A 15,451-nucleotide genomic window follows, 5' to 3' on the forward strand; every position below is an offset into this window, starting at 1 on the left:
CCCTTGTTACAATGGGCCGTCCCGACCGCCAAGAGTGCCCCTTCCATGCCAAACCTCAGGCCGCACCTGCTTATCATCGATGCCCTCAACCTGATCCGTCGGCTGCACGCGGTCCAGGCCCAGCAGGGGTTGACTCCGGCCCAGGCCCTGATCGCCACCCGCGCCAACCTCATCAACACCAGCAAGAAGCTGCTGGCCAACAGCGAGCCGACCCATGCCATCGCGGTATTCGACGGCGAGGTGCACAGCTGGCGCAAGGAGATTTATCCGGCCTACAAGGAGGGGCGAACCCCCATGCCCCAGGAGCTGAGAGAGGGGCTCGCCGGGCTGCAGGATGCCTTCTGGGAGTGCGGCGTCGATGCCCTGCTCTCCCAGACCGACGAGGCGGACGATCTCATCGCCACCCTGGCCGACGGCATGGCCAGGCGCGGGGCGCGGGCCACCATCATCTCCACCGACAAGGGGTTCTGCCAGCTCATCTGCCCGCAGATCCGGGTACGGGACTACTTCAACAAGCGCTGGCTGGATGCCGCCTTCGTCCAGCAGCAGTACGGCGTTGCGCCATCGCAGCTGGTGGACTTCTGGGCCCTGACCGGGATAGGCGGCTCCAACATCAAGGGGGTGCCGGGCATAGGTCCCAAGACCGCCACCCAGTTGCTGCAGCAATACGGGACCCTGGCCGCCCTGCTCGATGCCTGCGAGCAGGAGAGCGCGGCCAAACCCCTGCTCAAGCTGCGCCAGCACAGGGATGACGCCCTGCTGGCCCAGCGGCTGGTACGGCTGCAGCTGGACATTCCCCTCGGCTTCAACCTCAGGGAGATCCGCTACCCGCCCGCACAGGAAGCAGGGGCCTGATCACCAGCACACCCTTCCCCCAGACAGGCCGTACCTGTTGACATAAATGGGATATATGTAAAGAAACATGGAGAAAGTGGTGCAAAAATGGTATAAAACCGCCGAATCCTCCCCCTCTGTTCCCTAGAAGTGGATACGTCTCATGTCAAAAAGAAAAATTACCGTCATCCCGGGCGACGGCATAGGCCCCAGCATCATCGAATCCGCCATCCAGATCCTGACCCACGCGGGGTGTGATTTCGACTACGAATATGCAGACGCAGGCCTGGTCGCGCTGGAGAAACACGGCGAGCTGCTGCCCCAGTCCACGCTGGATCTCATCGAGAAGAACAAGGTCACCCTGAAGGGCCCGCTCACCACCCCGGTCGGCGGCGGCTTTACCTCCATCAACGTCTCCCTGCGCAAGAAGTTCAACCTCTACGCCAACGTGCGCCCCGTGCTCTCCTTCAAGGGCACCAGGAGCCGCTACGACAACATCGACATCATCACGGTGCGCGAGAACACCGAGGGCATGTACTCGGGCGCGGGCCAGAAGCGCAGCGATGACAACCAGAGCGCCGAGGCGATGAGCATCATCACCCGGGAAGGGGCCGAGCGCATCGTCACCTTCGCCTTCGAGCTGGCGCGTCAGGAAGGGCGCAAGAAGGTCACCATCATCCACAAGGCCAACATCCTCAAGTCCACCTCCGGCCTGTTCCTGGAAGTGGCGCGCGAGGTGGCCGCCCGCTACCCGGACATCCAGAACGAGGAGATGATCGTCGACGCCGCCTGCATGAACCTGGTGATGTACCCGGAGCGGTTCGATGTCATGGTCACCACCAACCTGTTCGGCGACATCCTCTCGGATCTGTGCGCCGGTCTGGTGGGGGGCTTAGGCATGGCGCCGGGCGCCAACATAGGTGAAGGGGCCGCCATCTTCGAAGCGGTGCACGGCTCTGCGCCGGACATTGCCGGCAAGAACATCGCCAACCCCACCTCGGTGATCCTCGCCTCCATCCAGATGCTGGAGTACCTGAGCATGCAGGACAAGGCGGAGCGCATTCGCGAGGCCGTGCGCTCGACCATCGAGTCCGGCGATCGGGTGACCCGGGACCTGGGGGGCTCCGCCTCCACCAGCGAATTCACCCAGGCCATCATAGATCGTCTGTGAATCCTGTCTAACCGATTGATCTAAAAAGGGAGCTTAGGCTCCCTTCATTTCATGCCGGATCCCCCTACCTCCCTCGTCAGATGAATACTATGTTCATATGGAGGATAAGGAGATCCACCATGCGTGCTACTTTCATCTTGCTGATCGTCAGCAGCAGTGCCCTGGCCCTGGACAGGCCCATCGACAATGCCTGGCTGACAAAACCTCCCCAGCACGAGCCGCCTGCCAAGCAGGTCTGGACGTCGAACCTGGATACCAACGACCTGCTCAAGGCCCCCAAACCCCTCTCCTTCGGCCTGGACATCGTGACCGACAGCAACGGCAACAGCCAGGTGACCCCCTATCAGAAACTGAACCTGACCGCCGAGAAGAGCGTGAGCCTCTCCTTCGAGAAGCACAAACCCAGGATCAAGTTCAACGCCGGGGGACTCAACACCGCGGTCAAGCTGCGCGGAGACGGCGTCAAGATGCAGTTCACCCCGACCGACAAGAGCATCCCCCTGCAGGTGGAGATCAAGGTCACGGACGACGAATCCAAGGTTACCTTCGACTACCGTTTCTAACGGGGTCAGGGAACAAAAAACCGGACGGGTTACCCCGTCCGGTTTTTTTGCCATCGCTCTTGCCATCACTATGGTCGTGATCGTCCGATTACGCCTCGCCAATCGAACTGGCTTTCTGACCGGCGATCAGGTCTTGGGCGACAGCTTGGAGACCCAGAACTTGTTGTAGACATGTACCGTGATCTCTTCCCGATCGTGGTAGAGCTGCTTGGCCTGGATCACGAAGCCGTTGTCGATCTCCCTGAGCAGCTCCCGCAGCACCTCGATGTTGTGCACCGCCTCGGCGTAGCGCTTCTTCATCGGCAGCTTGAGGTTGAACATGGCCTCCTGGCAGTCGTTCTCCCTGAACCAGTCGGCGATCATGTGGGTCACCCGCGCCGGCTTGTCCACCATGTCGCACACCAGCCAGTAGGTGTTCTTCTTGCTCGGACGCCAGACAAAGCCGTCGTCGCGGATGTGCTTGACCTGACCGGTATCCATCAGGGACTGCGCCATCATGCCGTTGTCCACCGCGGTCACCATCATGCCGCGACGCACCAGCTGATAGGTCCAGCCCCCCGGGCAGGCGCCGAGATCCACCGCCTTCAGGCCGGAGCACAGGCGCAAGTCCCACTCTTCCCGCGGCACGAAGACGTAGAAGGCCTCTTCCAGCTTGAGGCTGGAGCGGCTCGGCGCATCGGCCGGGAAGCGCAGGCGCGGGATCCCCATGTGGAACGCGGAGTTGTTGAAGGAGTAGGAGTAACCCAGCATCAGGTGATCGTTGGCCAGGAAGAAGGCGTGGAACACCGGACGGTGGGGCGTTTCCTTCTTGGTCAGGATCTCGTTGCCGCGCAGGGCCTGGCGCAGGGGCACGGTGAACTTGCGGCAGAAGGCGGAGAGCTCCTTCGCCTCGTTGGTGTCGGCCGTCTCCACCCGCAGATCGCCGCAGATGGCGTAGCCCCGGGTCGCCTCGACGATGGGAGTGACCCGATCGGAGAGATCCAGCTCCTTCAGCTCGTGGGTCACCACCAGCATCTGGCGGATGAAGATGAGCTCCCGGAACGGCAGCTTGCGGGCCAGCAGGTCGGCCTGCTCCTCGTCATACAGCTCGAAGAGCACGTAACCGCTGTCGTCCTTGACCCGGGCGAAACCGTAACACTGCATGTTGCTGGCACGCTCGGTGATCTCTGCCGCCGCCTCTTTCTCAAAACCCGGGCGGCAATAAAGCAGCAGATTATTCATTCTTTCCTCCAAGACGACAGCCGGCCCATATCAGAGCCGCCCATCCCAACATAAAACAGAGGCCACCGGCCGGGGTGATAAGCCCCAGCCCCTTGCTGCCGAGCAGCACCATGGCGTAAATACTGCCGGAGAATCCCAGGATCCCCAGCACAAAGGCCGTGCCCGCGAAGGTAATCACCTTGCCGCGCACGCCGCAGAGCCCCAGCACCATCAGGGCCAGGGCGTGGAAAAACTGATACTGCACGGCAGTGTTGAACGCCGCCAGCAGCGAGGGGGCGATACCGGTCGCCGCCAGCCCGTGGGCGCCATAGGCCCCCAGTATGGTGGCCGTCAGGCCGAAGAAACCGGCAAGCACCAGCCAGTGTCGTTGGATCTGCATCTTTTCTCCTTGCATTCGCGCCCCTCAGGCGTGCGCCAGCCTGTCGGTGACAAAGGCCCGGATCCGCTCCGCCGCCTCCCGCAGGTTGTCCTGCTCGCCAAGACCGCTCGCCTTTCTCGGCTTGAAACCATGATCCCCGTCGGTCAGCCAGTGGACCGATACGGCGGGGGAGAAGGGGAAGTCGGCCAGCTCGGCGCGGCTGCCGAAGGTATCGCGCTCCCCCTGCAGCAGCAGGGTGGGCGTCGTGATCTGCTTGAGCACCTCCCCTCGCCAGCTATCGGGCTTGGCCGGGGGGTGGAAAGGATACCCGAGAACGACCAATCCTGCAGCATTCATCTCATCGCAGATCTCGGCGGCCATGCGCCCGCCCATGGACTTGCCCGCCAGAAACAGCCTGGGATGGGAAAACTCCTTCGCCATTTGCCGCCAGTGTGCCAGCAGCACGGGTTGTCTGTCCGGCGGCCTGCGTTTGCCGTCCTGGGCCCGCTTGCTCATATAGGGGAAGTTGAAGCGCACCACTTCGATGTCCGGCCCGGCCAGCAGAGCCGAGAGCCGGGCGAGGAAGTCGTGCTCCATGTCGGCACCCGCGCCGTGGGCCAGCAGAATGCGAACGGGGGCGTCGTGCGCCCCCTCCCGGATCACGTCCAGCGCCTCAGCCATCGGCGAGCCGGGCCCGGCGACGGGCCTCCTCCTGCTCCACCAGCTCCAGCATCCAGTCGCGGAAGGCCACTATCTTGCCCTGATCGGACTGCTGCTCCTGGCACACCAGGTAGAAGGCGTTCTTGCTCACCAGCACCTGCTCGAACGGGCAGATGAGGCGCCCCGCCTCGATCTCCGGCTGGGCCAGCACGCTGTGGCCCAGCGCCACCCCCTGACCGTGGATCGCCGCCTGGATCACCATGGTGGAGTGGCTGAAGATGGGTCCCTGGTTGACGTTTGGCGCGTCGATGTCGAGCTGGCGGAACCAGGCCTTCCAGTCGCGTCGGGAGGTGTCGTGCAGCAGGGTGTGCCGGGTCAGATCCTCCGGGGTGCGCAGGGGCTTGGGGCCGCTCAGCAAGAGCGGCGAACAGACCGGGATCAGGTACTCGGTGTGCAACTTGTCAGAGCGCAACCCAGGCCAGTTGCCGCGACCGTAGTAGATGGCCACGTCCACGTCGTCGGTGAGCGAGCCCTCGTCCATGTCCACCGCCTTGATCCGCACGTCGATATCCGGGTGGCGCTCGCTGAACTTCACCAGCCTGGGCACCAGCCACTGGATGGCGAAACTCGGCTGCAGGGAGACGGTGAGCGCCCCCTTGGCACTGCGGGCCAGCAGCTTGTCGGTCGCCTCCGAGATGGAGGCGAAGATGTCCTTGATGTCGAGGAAGTAGCTCTGCCCCTCCTCGGTCAACAGCAGGGAGCGGTTCTTGCGGCGAAACAGCTTGATGCCGAGGTACTCCTCCAGCGCCTTGATCTGGTGGCTGATGGCGGCCTGGGTCACGAACAGCTCTTCTGCTGCGCGGGTAAAGCTCAAGTGACGAGCCGCGGCTTCAAACGCCTTCAGTGCATTGAGCGGAGGTAAACGACGAGACATGGGATCGGCCGACGATGAATTTTTCTAATGGGGCGCATTATAAATTGTCGGTTGCGGGTCGACCAGTGAATAAACATAATTCGCCCTGCAATTCGTTGTCATATGGCTCACACCTTCTCTTCCATGTTGGTTTACATGTGGTTTTTGTGGGTGGGCTGACAAAGATTGTGGTGTTGTGTTTCTTCCTCTGCGGGAAGAAGGGGCTAAATCAGGTCGATTTAACCCAGTCTGTCATCTGAATGTGTTTGGCGCCTCCCCTGGATGGCGCCTTTTTTCTTATCCCTGCACGCGTCACTACACCCGGAACTGCCCCACCAGTTGCTGCTGCTTGTCCGCCAGTTGCGACAGCTCCCGTCCGTTGTCGGCGGAGTTGGCCGCCTCGGCCCGGATGCTGTGGCTCACATCGCGGATGTTGCTGACGTTGCGGTTGATCTCGTCCGCCACCCCGCTCTGCTCCTGCGCCGCCCTCGCGATCTGCTCGTTCATCTGGTGGATGGTGCCGACCGACTGGATGATCTGCTCCAGCACGCTGACCGACAGCTCCACCTTGCCGAGGGTCACGTCCGCCTGGCTGTGGCCGGTCAGGATCGCCTTCACCACCGCCTCGGTGCCGGACTGCAGCTCGGTGATCAGCGTCTGGATCTCGACGATGGCGTTCTGGGTGCGGCCCGCCAGATTGCGCACCTCGTCCGCCACCACGGCGAACCCGCGCCCCTGCTCGCCGGCCCGCGCCGCCTCGATGGCGGCGTTGAGCGCCAGCAAGTTGGTCTGTTCGGCTATTCCCTGGATCACCACCAGGATGTCGTTGATGTTGTCGCTGTTGGCGGCCAAATGCTCCACCACCGGCTTGGCGTCGCTGATCACCGTCATCAGCCTGGACATGGCCTCCTGTGTCTGCGCCACCACGGACTTGCCCTCCTGGGCCGCCATGTCCGCCTGATTGGCCGCACTCACCGCCGAGTTCGCGTTGCCGGCCACCTGCAGGGCGGTGGCGCTCAGCTCCTCGAACGCCGTCGCCACCAGGTCCACCTCCTGATACTGGGCCTGCATGCCGGCACTGGTCCGGGCAGCTCCCTGGGCCGCCAGGGCCGCGCTGGCCCGGGTACCCGAGACGGTGTCGATCACCTGGCTGATGGTGGATTGCAGCTTGTCCAGGAAGTTGTTGAACCACTTGGCCAGCTCGCCTATCTCGTCGTCCCGCTGCAGCACGATACGCTGGGTCAGATCCCCCTCGCCGCTGGCGATGTCCTTGAGACGAGCCACCACGGTCCGGATGGGCGCGACGATGCGCTGCGCCATCAGCCAGATGCAGAACAGGGCGATCACCGAGATCCCTCCACCGATCAGCAGCTGGGCGGCCACGCTGTGCTGGGCCTGCTCCTCAAGCTGCCCCTGCAGTTGCAGGGCGGAGGCGAGCACCACGGCGCGGGGCAGCTCGATGTAGATGCCCCACTTGCGATCCGTGCCGCGCATGCTGACCGGCACGAAGGTCTGCAACAGGGCGCCGTCCGGGCTCCAACGGGTGGCCACGTCCCCCTTGGCGAGCCAGCCGTCGAGATCCTGCGCCAACGGCGATTGCGCCAGGCGGTTGCCAGGGGCGACCTGGAATCCCTCCACACCGGCGACCCGTCCCTCGTGGCTGAGCAGCAGCACCTTGCCCTGCCCCCCGTAGAGGGTCTTGTCCATCTCCTCCACCAGGCTCTGCAGGGTGGCTAGGGAGATGTCGACCCCGACCATGCCGAGCAGATTGCCCTCCTCCAGCAGGGGAGCCGTCACCGAGGTCATCAGCACCGACTTGCCCCCCACCTCGTCCACATAGGGTTCGAGCAGGCAGAGGGCCTTGCTGCGAATGCTGCAGCTGTACCAGTCGTTCTCCAGGCCGCCGTGCTCTGACGGTTTGTCATTGGCCAGCATGGCCTCGTCCATCACCTCCAGGGTCACCTTGCCATCGACCCTGGCCCAGTAGCTGGAGAAACGTCCCTTGTCGTTGGCCCCGAGCGCGGTCGAGCCCTGATAGTTGGCGTCTTCGCCGTCGAGCTGGTTCGGCTCGAACACCCCGTAGACCCCGATCAGGTTGGCGGAAGACTCCGCCGCATCCTGCAACTGCTGGTTGACCGCATTGCGCAGCGCCTCGGAGTGGACGAAGTTGTCGGCCGCATTCTTGCGCTGGAACAATATGCCTTCGGCCAGCAGGGTGGCCCTGAAATAGGCTTCGTCGAGGTAGCTGGTGACCCGGGCCGCCTGGGTGGCCCCCATGGCCTGCATCCAGTTTTCTGCCGCGTGCTGCCCCTCCAGCGTGGTGGAGGTGAGCACCTGCTCCTGCATGCGGGCCGCGTTGAAGAGGGAAGAGGCGACCAGGGCGGCGGCACTGGCCAACAGGCAACAACCGGCGATCAGGGTGATCCGTCCCTGAACAGAAAAAGCACTCATGTATGATTTCCTGACTTCTACAGAGGTAGACACTGTATCGGATTTGGAAACAAAAACTTAACTAAATCAACTCAGATCCAGGCTCAGTTGGTTGATTTCATCGCTGCCGGGCAGACCGACCACCAGGCCGAGCAGACGAATGGGCTTTCCTTGAGCCCGTTGCAGGCCCTCGTGCAGCAGATCGTGGAAGCGGGTCGCCTGATAGCTGCCTTTGCGATAGACGGTGGTCTGGTGAAAGTCGGCGAATTTCAGCTTGATCCCCTGCCCCATCAGCGCCTCGGTGGGGCAGGACTTCGCGAAACGCAGCTCCAGCTCGGGAATGAGCCGGCTGAGCACTTCCCAGCAGGCCGCCTCGTCCAGCACGTCGCTGGCCAGGGTCGTCTCCACGCCGACCGTCTTGCGCACCCGCTGGGGCTGCACCGGCTGCTCGTCGTGACCCCAGATCCGCCCGGCCAGCATCTCCCCGAGCTTGCCGAAACGAGCGATCAGCTCCTCGTTGCCGAGCTGGCGCGCATCCTCGCAGGAGTAGAGGCCTTGCGACTCCAGCCGCTCCGCCGTCTTGCGCCCGACCCCGGGCAGCTTGGCCAAAGGCAGCTGGCGCACGAACTCGTCCACCTCCCGGGGGTGGATGACGAACAGACCGTCCGGCTTGCGCTGCTCGGAGGCGAGCTTGGCCAGGAACTTGTTCGGCGCCACCCCGGCGGAGGCGGTCAACCCCAGCTCGGCCAGGATGGCGGCACGGATCTCCATCGCCATCAGGGTGGCGCTGCCGCCGCAGTGGGGGCTGTCGGTGACGTCGAGGTAGGCCTCATCCAGCGACAGGGGCTCCACCCGCTCGGTATAGCGCAGGAAGATGGCGCGCAACTGGCGGGAGGTCTCCTTGTAGACGGCCATCCGCCCGGGGATCAGCACCAGCGGCGGGCAGAGCTTCCTGGCCAGGGCGCTCGGCATGGCGGATCGCACCCCGAAGCGGCGCGCCACATAGTTGCAGGTGGAGATGACGCCGCGCCTGTCCGCCGAGCCGCCGATGGCGAGCGGCACCTCCCGCAGGGCCGGGTTGTCCCGCATCTCCACCGCCGCGAAGAAGCAGTCCATGTCGATGTGAATGATCTTGCGCATACCACTGTACAAATAAACAGTTAACTGAGCCCATGCTACCCTAGCCCTGTCATTTCTGCCAGTCACGCAGGGCCGCCAGGGAGATAGACTCCCGAGGCAAGATGGGATCTAAGGGAGAAGAGAGATGAGAGCAATCTGGCTTGGACTCTGCCTGCTGCCACTGCTGGGCACGGCAAAGGATTACCCGACCGCCGAGTGCAGTTGGCTGTTCGAGCGCATCGAGATACTGGAGAAGGCCATCAAACAGGGGGACAAACTGGGCACCAGGGAGGAGCTGGCAAAGCGAAAGAAAGAGTTCAAGCTCAAGGCGTGCAGCCAATACGACTACTGAGTCCATACCACATAAAAAAGCGAGCCGACCCGGGTCGACTCGCTTGCATGCCAGGTGCCTGCCGGTGCAGGCAACAGCGTCAGAGGATGCGGTTCTCCTCCAGCATCTTGCGACGGGCCTCTTCCTTGGCCATCTTCTTCTTGCGGTTGTCGCAGGGCTCGGGGCAGTCGCACTCCTTCTCGATGCCTATGGTGCCAAGGCCGCCACAGGAGCCGGAGATGCTCTTCTTCTGGAAGATGTAGCCGATGGCCATGGCCACCACCACCGCCAGAAACACCCCGAAGGTGATCAGAAAAATCTGCATGTCGTTACCCCTTACTTCTTGACCAGATAGGGTTTGAAGGCCTCCGAGTAGGTCTCCTCGAAGCCGTCGTCCGTCTTGGTGATCACGAAGATCGCCAGGCCCCGCTCCCTGGCATAGGCCAAGCTCTTCTCCGGGCCCATGACGGTCAGCGCCGTGGCCAGCCCGTCCGCCGTCATGCAGGAGGGGTGGATCACGGTCACCGACACCATACGATGCTGGATAGGCTTGCCCGTCAGCGGATCTATGGTGTGGGAGAAGCGCTTGCCGTCCATCTCGTAGTAGTTGCGATAGTCCCCCGAGGTAGCCACGCCATTGTCGCCCGGCACTATCACCTCCTGCACCGAGCCGGCGTTGAGGGTCGGCTTCTCGATGGCCACCCGCCAGGGATGCCCCTTGCCGTTGACCCCGTTGATGCGCAGCTCGCCGCCGATCTCCACCAGGTAGTTGCGCGCCCCCAAGGATTCCAGATATTCGGCCACCTTGTCCACCCCGAAGCCCTTGGCGATGGCGGAGAGGTCCACGTAGAGATCCGGGATGTCCTTCTGCAGGGTGTCCGCGTCTACCGAGGTGATCACGTGCAGATTGCCGAGCCCGGTCTTCTGACGGGTCTGGCTGATCAGCTCGTCGGACGGCACCTTGGTCGGCTTGGCATCCGGGCCAAAGCCCCACAGATTGACCAGGGGGCCCACGGTCACGTCCAGCGCGCCGCGGCTCTCGCGGCCGATGTGTATGGCCTCTGTCACCACCCGTGCGGTGTCGCGAGAGACCACCACCGGGGTATTGTCCCTGTGCTGGTTGAAGCGCGACAACTCGGAATCGGGTCTGTAGGTGGACATCTGATCGTTGACCCGCTCCAGCAGGACGTCGACCTCCGCCTGCAACTTGGCCCCATCCTTGACGGCGTCATCCGCCACCTTGATGGAGTAGTAGGTCCCCATGGTGCTGCCGGTGATGTGGATCTCCGGCTTGGATTGGACCGTTTCCTGACCGCACCCCGTCAAGAAAAAGGCTAGCCCGAAGGCTAGCCAGGTCTTTACAACGCTGTGCATGGATCAACCACCGAAGTCATCCAGCAGGATGTTTTCGTCTTCAACGCCGAGATTTTTCAGCATGTTGATGACGGCCGCGTTCATCACGGGAGGCCCGCACATGTAGAACTCGCAATCTTCCGGCGCCTCGTGGTTCTTGAGGTAGTTCTCATAGAGCACGTTGTGGATGAAGCCGGTATAGCCGTCCCAGTTGTCTTCCGGTTGCGGATCCGACAGGGCGACGTGCCACTGGAAGTTGTCGTTCTCGGCCGCCAGCATGTCGAAGTCCTCGACATAGAACATCTCGCGCTTGGAACGGGCACCGTACCAGAAGCTCATCTTGCGCTTGGTCTTCAGACGGCGCAGCTGGTCGAAGATGTGGGAGCGCATCGGCGCCATGCCCGCACCACCGCCGATGAACACCATCTCGGCGTCGGTGTCCTTGGCGAAGAACTCGCCGAACGGACCGGAGATGGTCACCTTGTCCCCCGCCTTCAGGCTGAAGATGTAGGAGGACATCTGGCCGGGAGGAGCGGTCCAGTTGCTGGGCGGCGGGGTCGCGATCCGCACGTTCAGCATGATGATGCCGAACTCTTCCGGATAGTTCGCCATGGAGTAGGCACGGATGATCGGCTCGTTGACCTTGGACTCCAGCTCGAAGATCTTGAAACGATCCCAGTCGCCGCGATACTCCTCGGGAATGTCGAAGTTCTTGTACTGCACGTGGTGGGCAGGGGCTTCGATCTGGATATAACCACCGGCGCGGAACGGCACGCTCTCCCCATCGGGGATCTGCAGCTTGAGCTCCTTGATGAAGGTGGCCTTGTTGTCATTGGAGATGACGGTACAGTCCCACTTCTTCACGCCGAAGATCTCTTCCGGCAGCTCGATGTCCATGTCGGAGCGCACGGTGACCTGGCAGGCCAGACGCTCGCCGTGACGGGCTTCGCCCTTGCTGATGTGATCCAGCTCGGTCGGCAGGATATCGCCGCCGCCGGACTTCACCCGCACCTTGCACTGACCACAGGAGCCGCCGCCGCCGCAGGCGGAGGAGACGAAGATACCGCTGCCGGCCAGCACGCCGAGCAGCTTGCCACCCGCCGGGCTGGTCACAGCCTTGGCCGGGTCGCCGTTGATGCTGATTGTCACGTCACCGGCGGTCACCAGCTTGGACTTGGCAAACAGAATGACTGCCACCAAGGCCAGCAGGATCACGGTGAACATGACCACACCCAAAATAATTTCCATCTATATTTCCTTTCCGATTACAGGGAAATACCAGAGAAGGACATGAAGCCCAGCGCCATCAGACCCGCGGTGATGAAGGTGATGCCGAGACCGCGCAGGCCTTCCGGAACATCGGAATACTTCATCTTCTCGCGGATCCCCGCCATCGCGACGATGGCCAGCATCCAGCCTGCACCCGACCCCACGCCATAGACTACGGACTCCACGAAGTTGTAGTCACGCTGCACCATGAAGGAGACGCCGCCGAAGATGGCGCAGTTCACGGTGATGAGCGGCAGGAAGATACCGAGGGCGTTGTAGAGGGCCGGGAAATACTTGTCCAGCGCCATCTCCAGGATCTGCACCAGGGCCGCGATCACCCCGATGAAGGTGATGAAGCTCAGGAAGCTGAGATCCAGACCGGACACCAGGGCGCCGTCTTTGAGCACGTAGTTGTAGATCAGGTTGTTGGCCGGGACGGCCACGGTCTGAACCACGATAACGGCGATCCCCAGGCCCATGGCGGTCTTGACCTTCTTGGACACCGCCAGGAAGGTACACATCCCCAGGAAGAAGGAGAGCGCCAGGTTCTCGATGAAGATCGAGCGAATCAACAGACTGATATAGTGTTCCATACCTTAATCCTTCGCCTCCACCTGCTTGGGATCCTTGGTGCGCACGCCCCAGATGATCAGACCAATGATGAAGAACGCACTCGGCGGCAGCAGCAGCAGGCCGTTGGGCACATACCAGCCACCATTGTTCACCAGCGGCAGCAGCTCGATGCCGAACCAGGTGCCGGAACCCAGGATCTCGCGCACTGTGGCCACGGTCAGCAGCACGGCGCCATAACCCAGACCGTTGCCGATGCCGTCCAGGAAGGAGGGCAGCGGGGCACTCTTCATGGCGTAGGCTTCGGCACGACCCATCACGATACAGTTGGTGATGATGAGGCCGACGAACACCGACAGTTGCTTGGAGATGTCGTAGGCATACGCCTTGAGCACCTGGTCAACCACGATAACCAGGGACGCGATCACCGCCATCTGGGCGATGATCCGCACGCTGTTCGGGATCTGGTTGCGGATCAGGGAGATGAACAGGTTCGAGAAGGCGGTGACCGCGGTCACGGCCAGCGTCATCACGAACGCCGTCTTCATCTGACTGGTAACGGCCAGCGCGGAACAGACACCCAGCACCTGCAGTGCGATGGGGTTGTTGCCAAGCACAGGCGTCAACAGCAACTTTTTCATTTCGCTCTTGTCAGCCATTGTTGATTTCTCCTGCACGTACCTTGGCCAGGAAGGGACCGAAGGCCTTGGGGCCCATCCAGAAGTCGAAGGTGTGCTGTACACCATTGCCGGTCAGGGTCGCGCCGGACAGGCCGTCGATTTCATGCTCGGAGCCAGCCGGAGCATGGCCCTTGATCACCCTCAGCGCCGGCTGGCCATCCTGATCGAACAGCTTCTTGCCGACAAACAGCTCGCGCCAGGCCGGGTTCTCGATCTCGCCGCCCAGACCCGGGGTCTCGCCGTGGTCATAGTAGGTGATGCCCTTGATGGTCTGGCCGTCGGCCGCGACCGCCACGAAGGCATACATGGTGGACCACAGACCCTGGCCGTAGATCGGCAGGATGATGTTGTCGACCTTGCCTTCGGCGTCTTTCGCGAAGAACACGGGGACCAGCTTGGAGATTTGACGCAGGCCGGCCTTGTCGTCGGCCGGGGCCAGACGAATGCTCTTGGCCGGGTCTTTCGCCGCCAGCTTGGTGTCGAAGTTGTCGGCATCGCCGTCGACGAACTCGCCGGTGGCCAGATCGACCAGACGCGCCTCAATCTTGTCGCCATACAGCTTGGCCAGGTCGCGCTTGGCCACAGCGCTGATGTCGACGCCGGCGACGGACAGGATGTTGCTTTGCTTGTCCAGCGCCTTGTTTTCCAGCTGGGCCGGACGCAGACCCACGGCGGCCACGGAGACCACAATGGAGCAGACCAGACACAGACCAGTCACTACGGCGAGAGTGCCGGTAGTAGAGTCTTTATTAAACGCCACGTGCGATCCTCCGCTTGATGTTCGCCTGCGCCACGAAATGGTCAAACAGGGGGGCAAACAGGTTGGCAAACAGAATGGCCAGCATCATGCCTTCCGGGAACGCGGGGTTCACGACCCGGATCAGCACCACCATCACCCCGATCAGGGCGCCGTACCACCACTTGCCCTTGTTGGTGAAGGCAGCGGAGACGGGGTCGGTCGCCATGAAGGCCATGCCGAACGCGAAGCCACCCAGCACCAGGTGCCAGTGCCACGGCATGTTGAACATGGGGTTGGTATCGGAGCCGATGACGTTGAACAGCAGGGAGGTCGCTACCATGCCCACCATGACGCCGGCGATGATGCGCCAGGAGGCGATACGCATGTAGACGATCATGGCCGCGCCGATGAGGATCATCAGGGTGGAGACTTCACCGATGGAACCCGGCAGGTTGCCGAGGAAGGCGTCCATCCAGCTGATGGCCTCGCCGGTGGCACCGTTGATCAGCGCCATCTGGCCACCCTGTGCCCACTGGCTCAGCGCGGTGGCGCCGGAGAAGCCGTCGACGGCGACCCAGACCGCATCACCAGAGATCTGACCCGGGTAGGCGAAGAACAGGAAGGCACGACCCGCCAGCGCCGGGTTCAGGAAGTTCTTGCCGGTACCACCGAACACTTCCTTGGCCAGCACCACACCGAAGGTGATACCCAGGGCAGCTTGCCACAGGGGCAGCTCGGGCGGCACGATCAGCGCGAACAGGATGGAGGTCACGAAGAAGCCTTCGTTGATCTCGTGCTTGCGCACCATGGCGAACAGCACTTCCCAGAAGCCACCGACCAGGAACACGGTCAGGTAGATGGGCAGGAAGTGGGCAGCACCGATCAGCATCTTGCTGCCGATGCCGGCCACGGCCGGATCCAGCGAGGCACCAAACAGGGTAGCCAGGGCGTATTGCCAGGAATCGGCACCGGCTGCCGTGCCCAGGTGGGCGATGGCGGCGATGGCCTGGTTGCCGACGTTGTACATGCCCCAGAACATGGCCGGGAACACGGCCAGCCACACCATGATCATCATGCGCTTCAGATCGATGGCGTCACGGACGTGGGCGGCATTGCGGGTCACGGAACCCGGGGTATAAAACAGGGTGTACGCCGCTTCAAACAGGGCATAGTACTTGGCGTACTTGCCACCCGGCTCGAAGTGATGTTCCATATTTTCAAGAAGTTGCTTGAAACTCAT

17 protein-coding genes are annotated in these 15,451 nt (G+C 62.5%); 4 read left to right on the forward strand and 13 right to left on the reverse strand.

The window, feature by feature from the left end; all coding sequences use genetic code 11:
• Positions 1-45 precede the first annotated feature (45 nt).
• The 3 genes from xni to BN1132_RS02625 all read left to right on the forward strand — a co-directional run bounded on the left by xni (position 46) and on the right by BN1132_RS02625 (position 2,568).
• A complete protein-coding gene (gene xni, locus BN1132_RS02615) occupies positions 46-855 on the forward strand; it encodes a flap endonuclease Xni (RefSeq protein ID WP_042074758.1) in 810 nt (269 codons plus the stop codon).
• Positions 856-997: 142 nt separating this feature from the next.
• The gene (locus tag BN1132_RS02620; protein WP_042074760.1) at positions 998-2,005 is read left to right on the forward strand and encodes an isocitrate dehydrogenase; all 1,008 of its coding nucleotides are present in this window, start codon (positions 998-1,000) and stop codon (positions 2,003-2,005) included.
• A gap of 119 nt (positions 2,006-2,124) precedes the next feature.
• The gene (locus BN1132_RS02625) at positions 2,125-2,568 is read left to right on the forward strand and encodes a hypothetical protein (RefSeq protein ID WP_042074763.1); all 444 of its coding nucleotides are present in this window, start codon (positions 2,125-2,127) and stop codon (positions 2,566-2,568) included.
• Positions 2,569-2,694: 126 nt separating this feature from the next.
• Here BN1132_RS02625 and rlmM read toward each other — a convergent pair whose 3' ends face one another.
• The 6 genes from rlmM to dinB all read right to left on the reverse strand — a co-directional run bounded on the left by rlmM (position 2,695) and on the right by dinB (position 9,290).
• A complete protein-coding gene (gene rlmM, locus BN1132_RS02630) occupies positions 2,695-3,789 on the reverse strand; it encodes a 23S rRNA (cytidine(2498)-2'-O)-methyltransferase RlmM (RefSeq protein WP_042074766.1) in 1,095 nt (364 codons plus the stop codon).
• Positions 3,782-4,168, reverse strand: a complete 387-nt coding sequence (locus BN1132_RS02635; protein WP_042074769.1) for a DUF423 domain-containing protein — start codon at positions 4,166-4,168, stop codon at positions 3,782-3,784. The genes rlmM and BN1132_RS02635 overlap by 8 nt, the downstream gene beginning before the upstream one ends.
• A gap of 24 nt (positions 4,169-4,192) precedes the next feature.
• A complete protein-coding gene (locus BN1132_RS02640; protein WP_042074770.1) occupies positions 4,193-4,828 on the reverse strand; it encodes an alpha/beta fold hydrolase in 636 nt (211 codons plus the stop codon).
• A complete protein-coding gene (locus BN1132_RS02645) occupies positions 4,821-5,741 on the reverse strand; it encodes a transcriptional regulator GcvA (RefSeq protein WP_042074771.1) in 921 nt (306 codons plus the stop codon). The genes BN1132_RS02640 and BN1132_RS02645 overlap by 8 nt, the downstream gene beginning before the upstream one ends.
• Positions 5,742-6,035: 294 nt before the next feature.
• Complete coding sequence (locus BN1132_RS02650; RefSeq protein WP_042074773.1) at positions 6,036-8,171, reverse strand: methyl-accepting chemotaxis protein; 2,136 nt, start codon at positions 8,169-8,171, stop codon at positions 6,036-6,038.
• A gap of 66 nt (positions 8,172-8,237) precedes the next feature.
• Positions 8,238-9,290, reverse strand: coding sequence for a DNA polymerase IV (dinB, locus tag BN1132_RS02655; RefSeq protein WP_042074774.1), 1,053 nt, complete (start codon positions 9,288-9,290; stop codon positions 8,238-8,240).
• A 124-nt stretch (positions 9,291-9,414) separates the two neighbouring features.
• Between dinB and BN1132_RS02660 the strand changes: the two genes are divergently transcribed.
• Positions 9,415-9,621: a hypothetical protein gene (locus BN1132_RS02660; RefSeq protein ID WP_042074775.1), complete on the forward strand. Its 207-nt coding sequence runs from the start codon at positions 9,415-9,417 to the stop codon at positions 9,619-9,621.
• A gap of 79 nt (positions 9,622-9,700) precedes the next feature.
• Here BN1132_RS02660 and nqrM read toward each other — a convergent pair whose 3' ends face one another.
• From nqrM to BN1132_RS02695, 7 genes are read right to left on the reverse strand one after another with little or no spacing between them, the layout of a single operon-like run.
• The gene (gene nqrM, locus BN1132_RS02665) at positions 9,701-9,925 is read right to left on the reverse strand and encodes a (Na+)-NQR maturation NqrM (RefSeq protein WP_042074776.1); all 225 of its coding nucleotides are present in this window, start codon (positions 9,923-9,925) and stop codon (positions 9,701-9,703) included.
• A gap of 11 nt (positions 9,926-9,936) precedes the next feature.
• A complete protein-coding gene (locus tag BN1132_RS02670; protein ID WP_042074777.1) occupies positions 9,937-10,974 on the reverse strand; it encodes an FAD:protein FMN transferase in 1,038 nt (345 codons plus the stop codon).
• Positions 10,975-10,977: 3 nt separating this feature from the next.
• Complete coding sequence (gene nqrF, locus BN1132_RS02675) at positions 10,978-12,201, reverse strand: NADH:ubiquinone reductase (Na(+)-transporting) subunit F (protein ID WP_042074778.1); 1,224 nt, start codon at positions 12,199-12,201, stop codon at positions 10,978-10,980.
• 17 nt (positions 12,202-12,218) lie between these two features.
• Positions 12,219-12,815 (reverse strand): NADH:ubiquinone reductase (Na(+)-transporting) subunit E, encoded by a 597-nt coding sequence (gene nqrE, locus BN1132_RS02680; RefSeq protein ID WP_005303538.1) that lies wholly within the window; start codon positions 12,813-12,815, stop codon positions 12,219-12,221.
• A gap of 3 nt (positions 12,816-12,818) precedes the next feature.
• Positions 12,819-13,451: an NADH:ubiquinone reductase (Na(+)-transporting) subunit D gene (locus BN1132_RS02685; RefSeq protein WP_005303545.1), complete on the reverse strand. Its 633-nt coding sequence runs from the start codon at positions 13,449-13,451 to the stop codon at positions 12,819-12,821.
• Positions 13,444-14,232: a Na(+)-translocating NADH-quinone reductase subunit C gene (locus tag BN1132_RS02690; RefSeq protein ID WP_042074780.1), complete on the reverse strand. Its 789-nt coding sequence runs from the start codon at positions 14,230-14,232 to the stop codon at positions 13,444-13,446. Before BN1132_RS02690 ends, BN1132_RS02685 begins: the two co-directional genes overlap by 8 nt.
• Complete coding sequence (locus tag BN1132_RS02695; protein ID WP_042074781.1) at positions 14,222-15,451, reverse strand: NADH:ubiquinone reductase (Na(+)-transporting) subunit B; 1,230 nt, start codon at positions 15,449-15,451, stop codon at positions 14,222-14,224. Before BN1132_RS02695 ends, BN1132_RS02690 begins: the two co-directional genes overlap by 11 nt.

Source organism: Aeromonas sanarellii, assembly GCF_000820085.1.
Lineage (GTDB): Bacteria > Pseudomonadota > Gammaproteobacteria > Enterobacterales > Aeromonadaceae > Aeromonas > Aeromonas sanarellii.

Coding starts and splice junctions, on each gene's coding strand:
- BN1132_RS02660 (WP_042074775.1), top strand. CDS start 9,415: ATGAGAGCAATCTGGCTTGGACTCTGCCTGCTGCCACTGCTGGGCACG.
- BN1132_RS02640 (WP_042074770.1), bottom strand. CDS start 4,828: ATGGCTGAGGCGCTGGACGTGATCCGGGAGGGGGCGCACGACGCCCCC.
- BN1132_RS02670 (WP_042074777.1), bottom strand. CDS start 10,974: ATGCACAGCGTTGTAAAGACCTGGCTAGCCTTCGGGCTAGCCTTTTTC.
- nqrM (WP_042074776.1), bottom strand. CDS start 9,925: ATGCAGATTTTTCTGATCACCTTCGGGGTGTTTCTGGCGGTGGTGGTG.
- BN1132_RS02645 (WP_042074771.1), bottom strand. CDS start 5,741: ATGTCTCGTCGTTTACCTCCGCTCAATGCACTGAAGGCGTTTGAAGCC.
- BN1132_RS02625 (WP_042074763.1), top strand. CDS start 2,125: ATGCGTGCTACTTTCATCTTGCTGATCGTCAGCAGCAGTGCCCTGGCC.
- BN1132_RS02635 (WP_042074769.1), bottom strand. CDS start 4,168: ATGCAGATCCAACGACACTGGCTGGTGCTTGCCGGTTTCTTCGGCCTG.
- BN1132_RS02650 (WP_042074773.1), bottom strand. CDS start 8,171: ATGAGTGCTTTTTCTGTTCAGGGACGGATCACCCTGATCGCCGGTTGT.
- BN1132_RS02620 (WP_042074760.1), top strand. CDS start 998: ATGTCAAAAAGAAAAATTACCGTCATCCCGGGCGACGGCATAGGCCCC.
- xni (WP_042074758.1), top strand. CDS start 46: ATGCCAAACCTCAGGCCGCACCTGCTTATCATCGATGCCCTCAACCTG.
- rlmM (WP_042074766.1), bottom strand. CDS start 3,789: ATGAATAATCTGCTGCTTTATTGCCGCCCGGGTTTTGAGAAAGAGGCG.
- nqrF (WP_042074778.1), bottom strand. CDS start 12,201: ATGGAAATTATTTTGGGTGTGGTCATGTTCACCGTGATCCTGCTGGCC.
- nqrE (WP_005303538.1), bottom strand. CDS start 12,815: ATGGAACACTATATCAGTCTGTTGATTCGCTCGATCTTCATCGAGAAC.
- BN1132_RS02685 (WP_005303545.1), bottom strand. CDS start 13,451: ATGGCTGACAAGAGCGAAATGAAAAAGTTGCTGTTGACGCCTGTGCTT.
- dinB (WP_042074774.1), bottom strand. CDS start 9,290: ATGCGCAAGATCATTCACATCGACATGGACTGCTTCTTCGCGGCGGTG.
- BN1132_RS02695 (WP_042074781.1), bottom strand. CDS start 15,451: ATGAGTTTCAAGCAACTTCTTGAAAATATGGAACATCACTTCGAGCCG.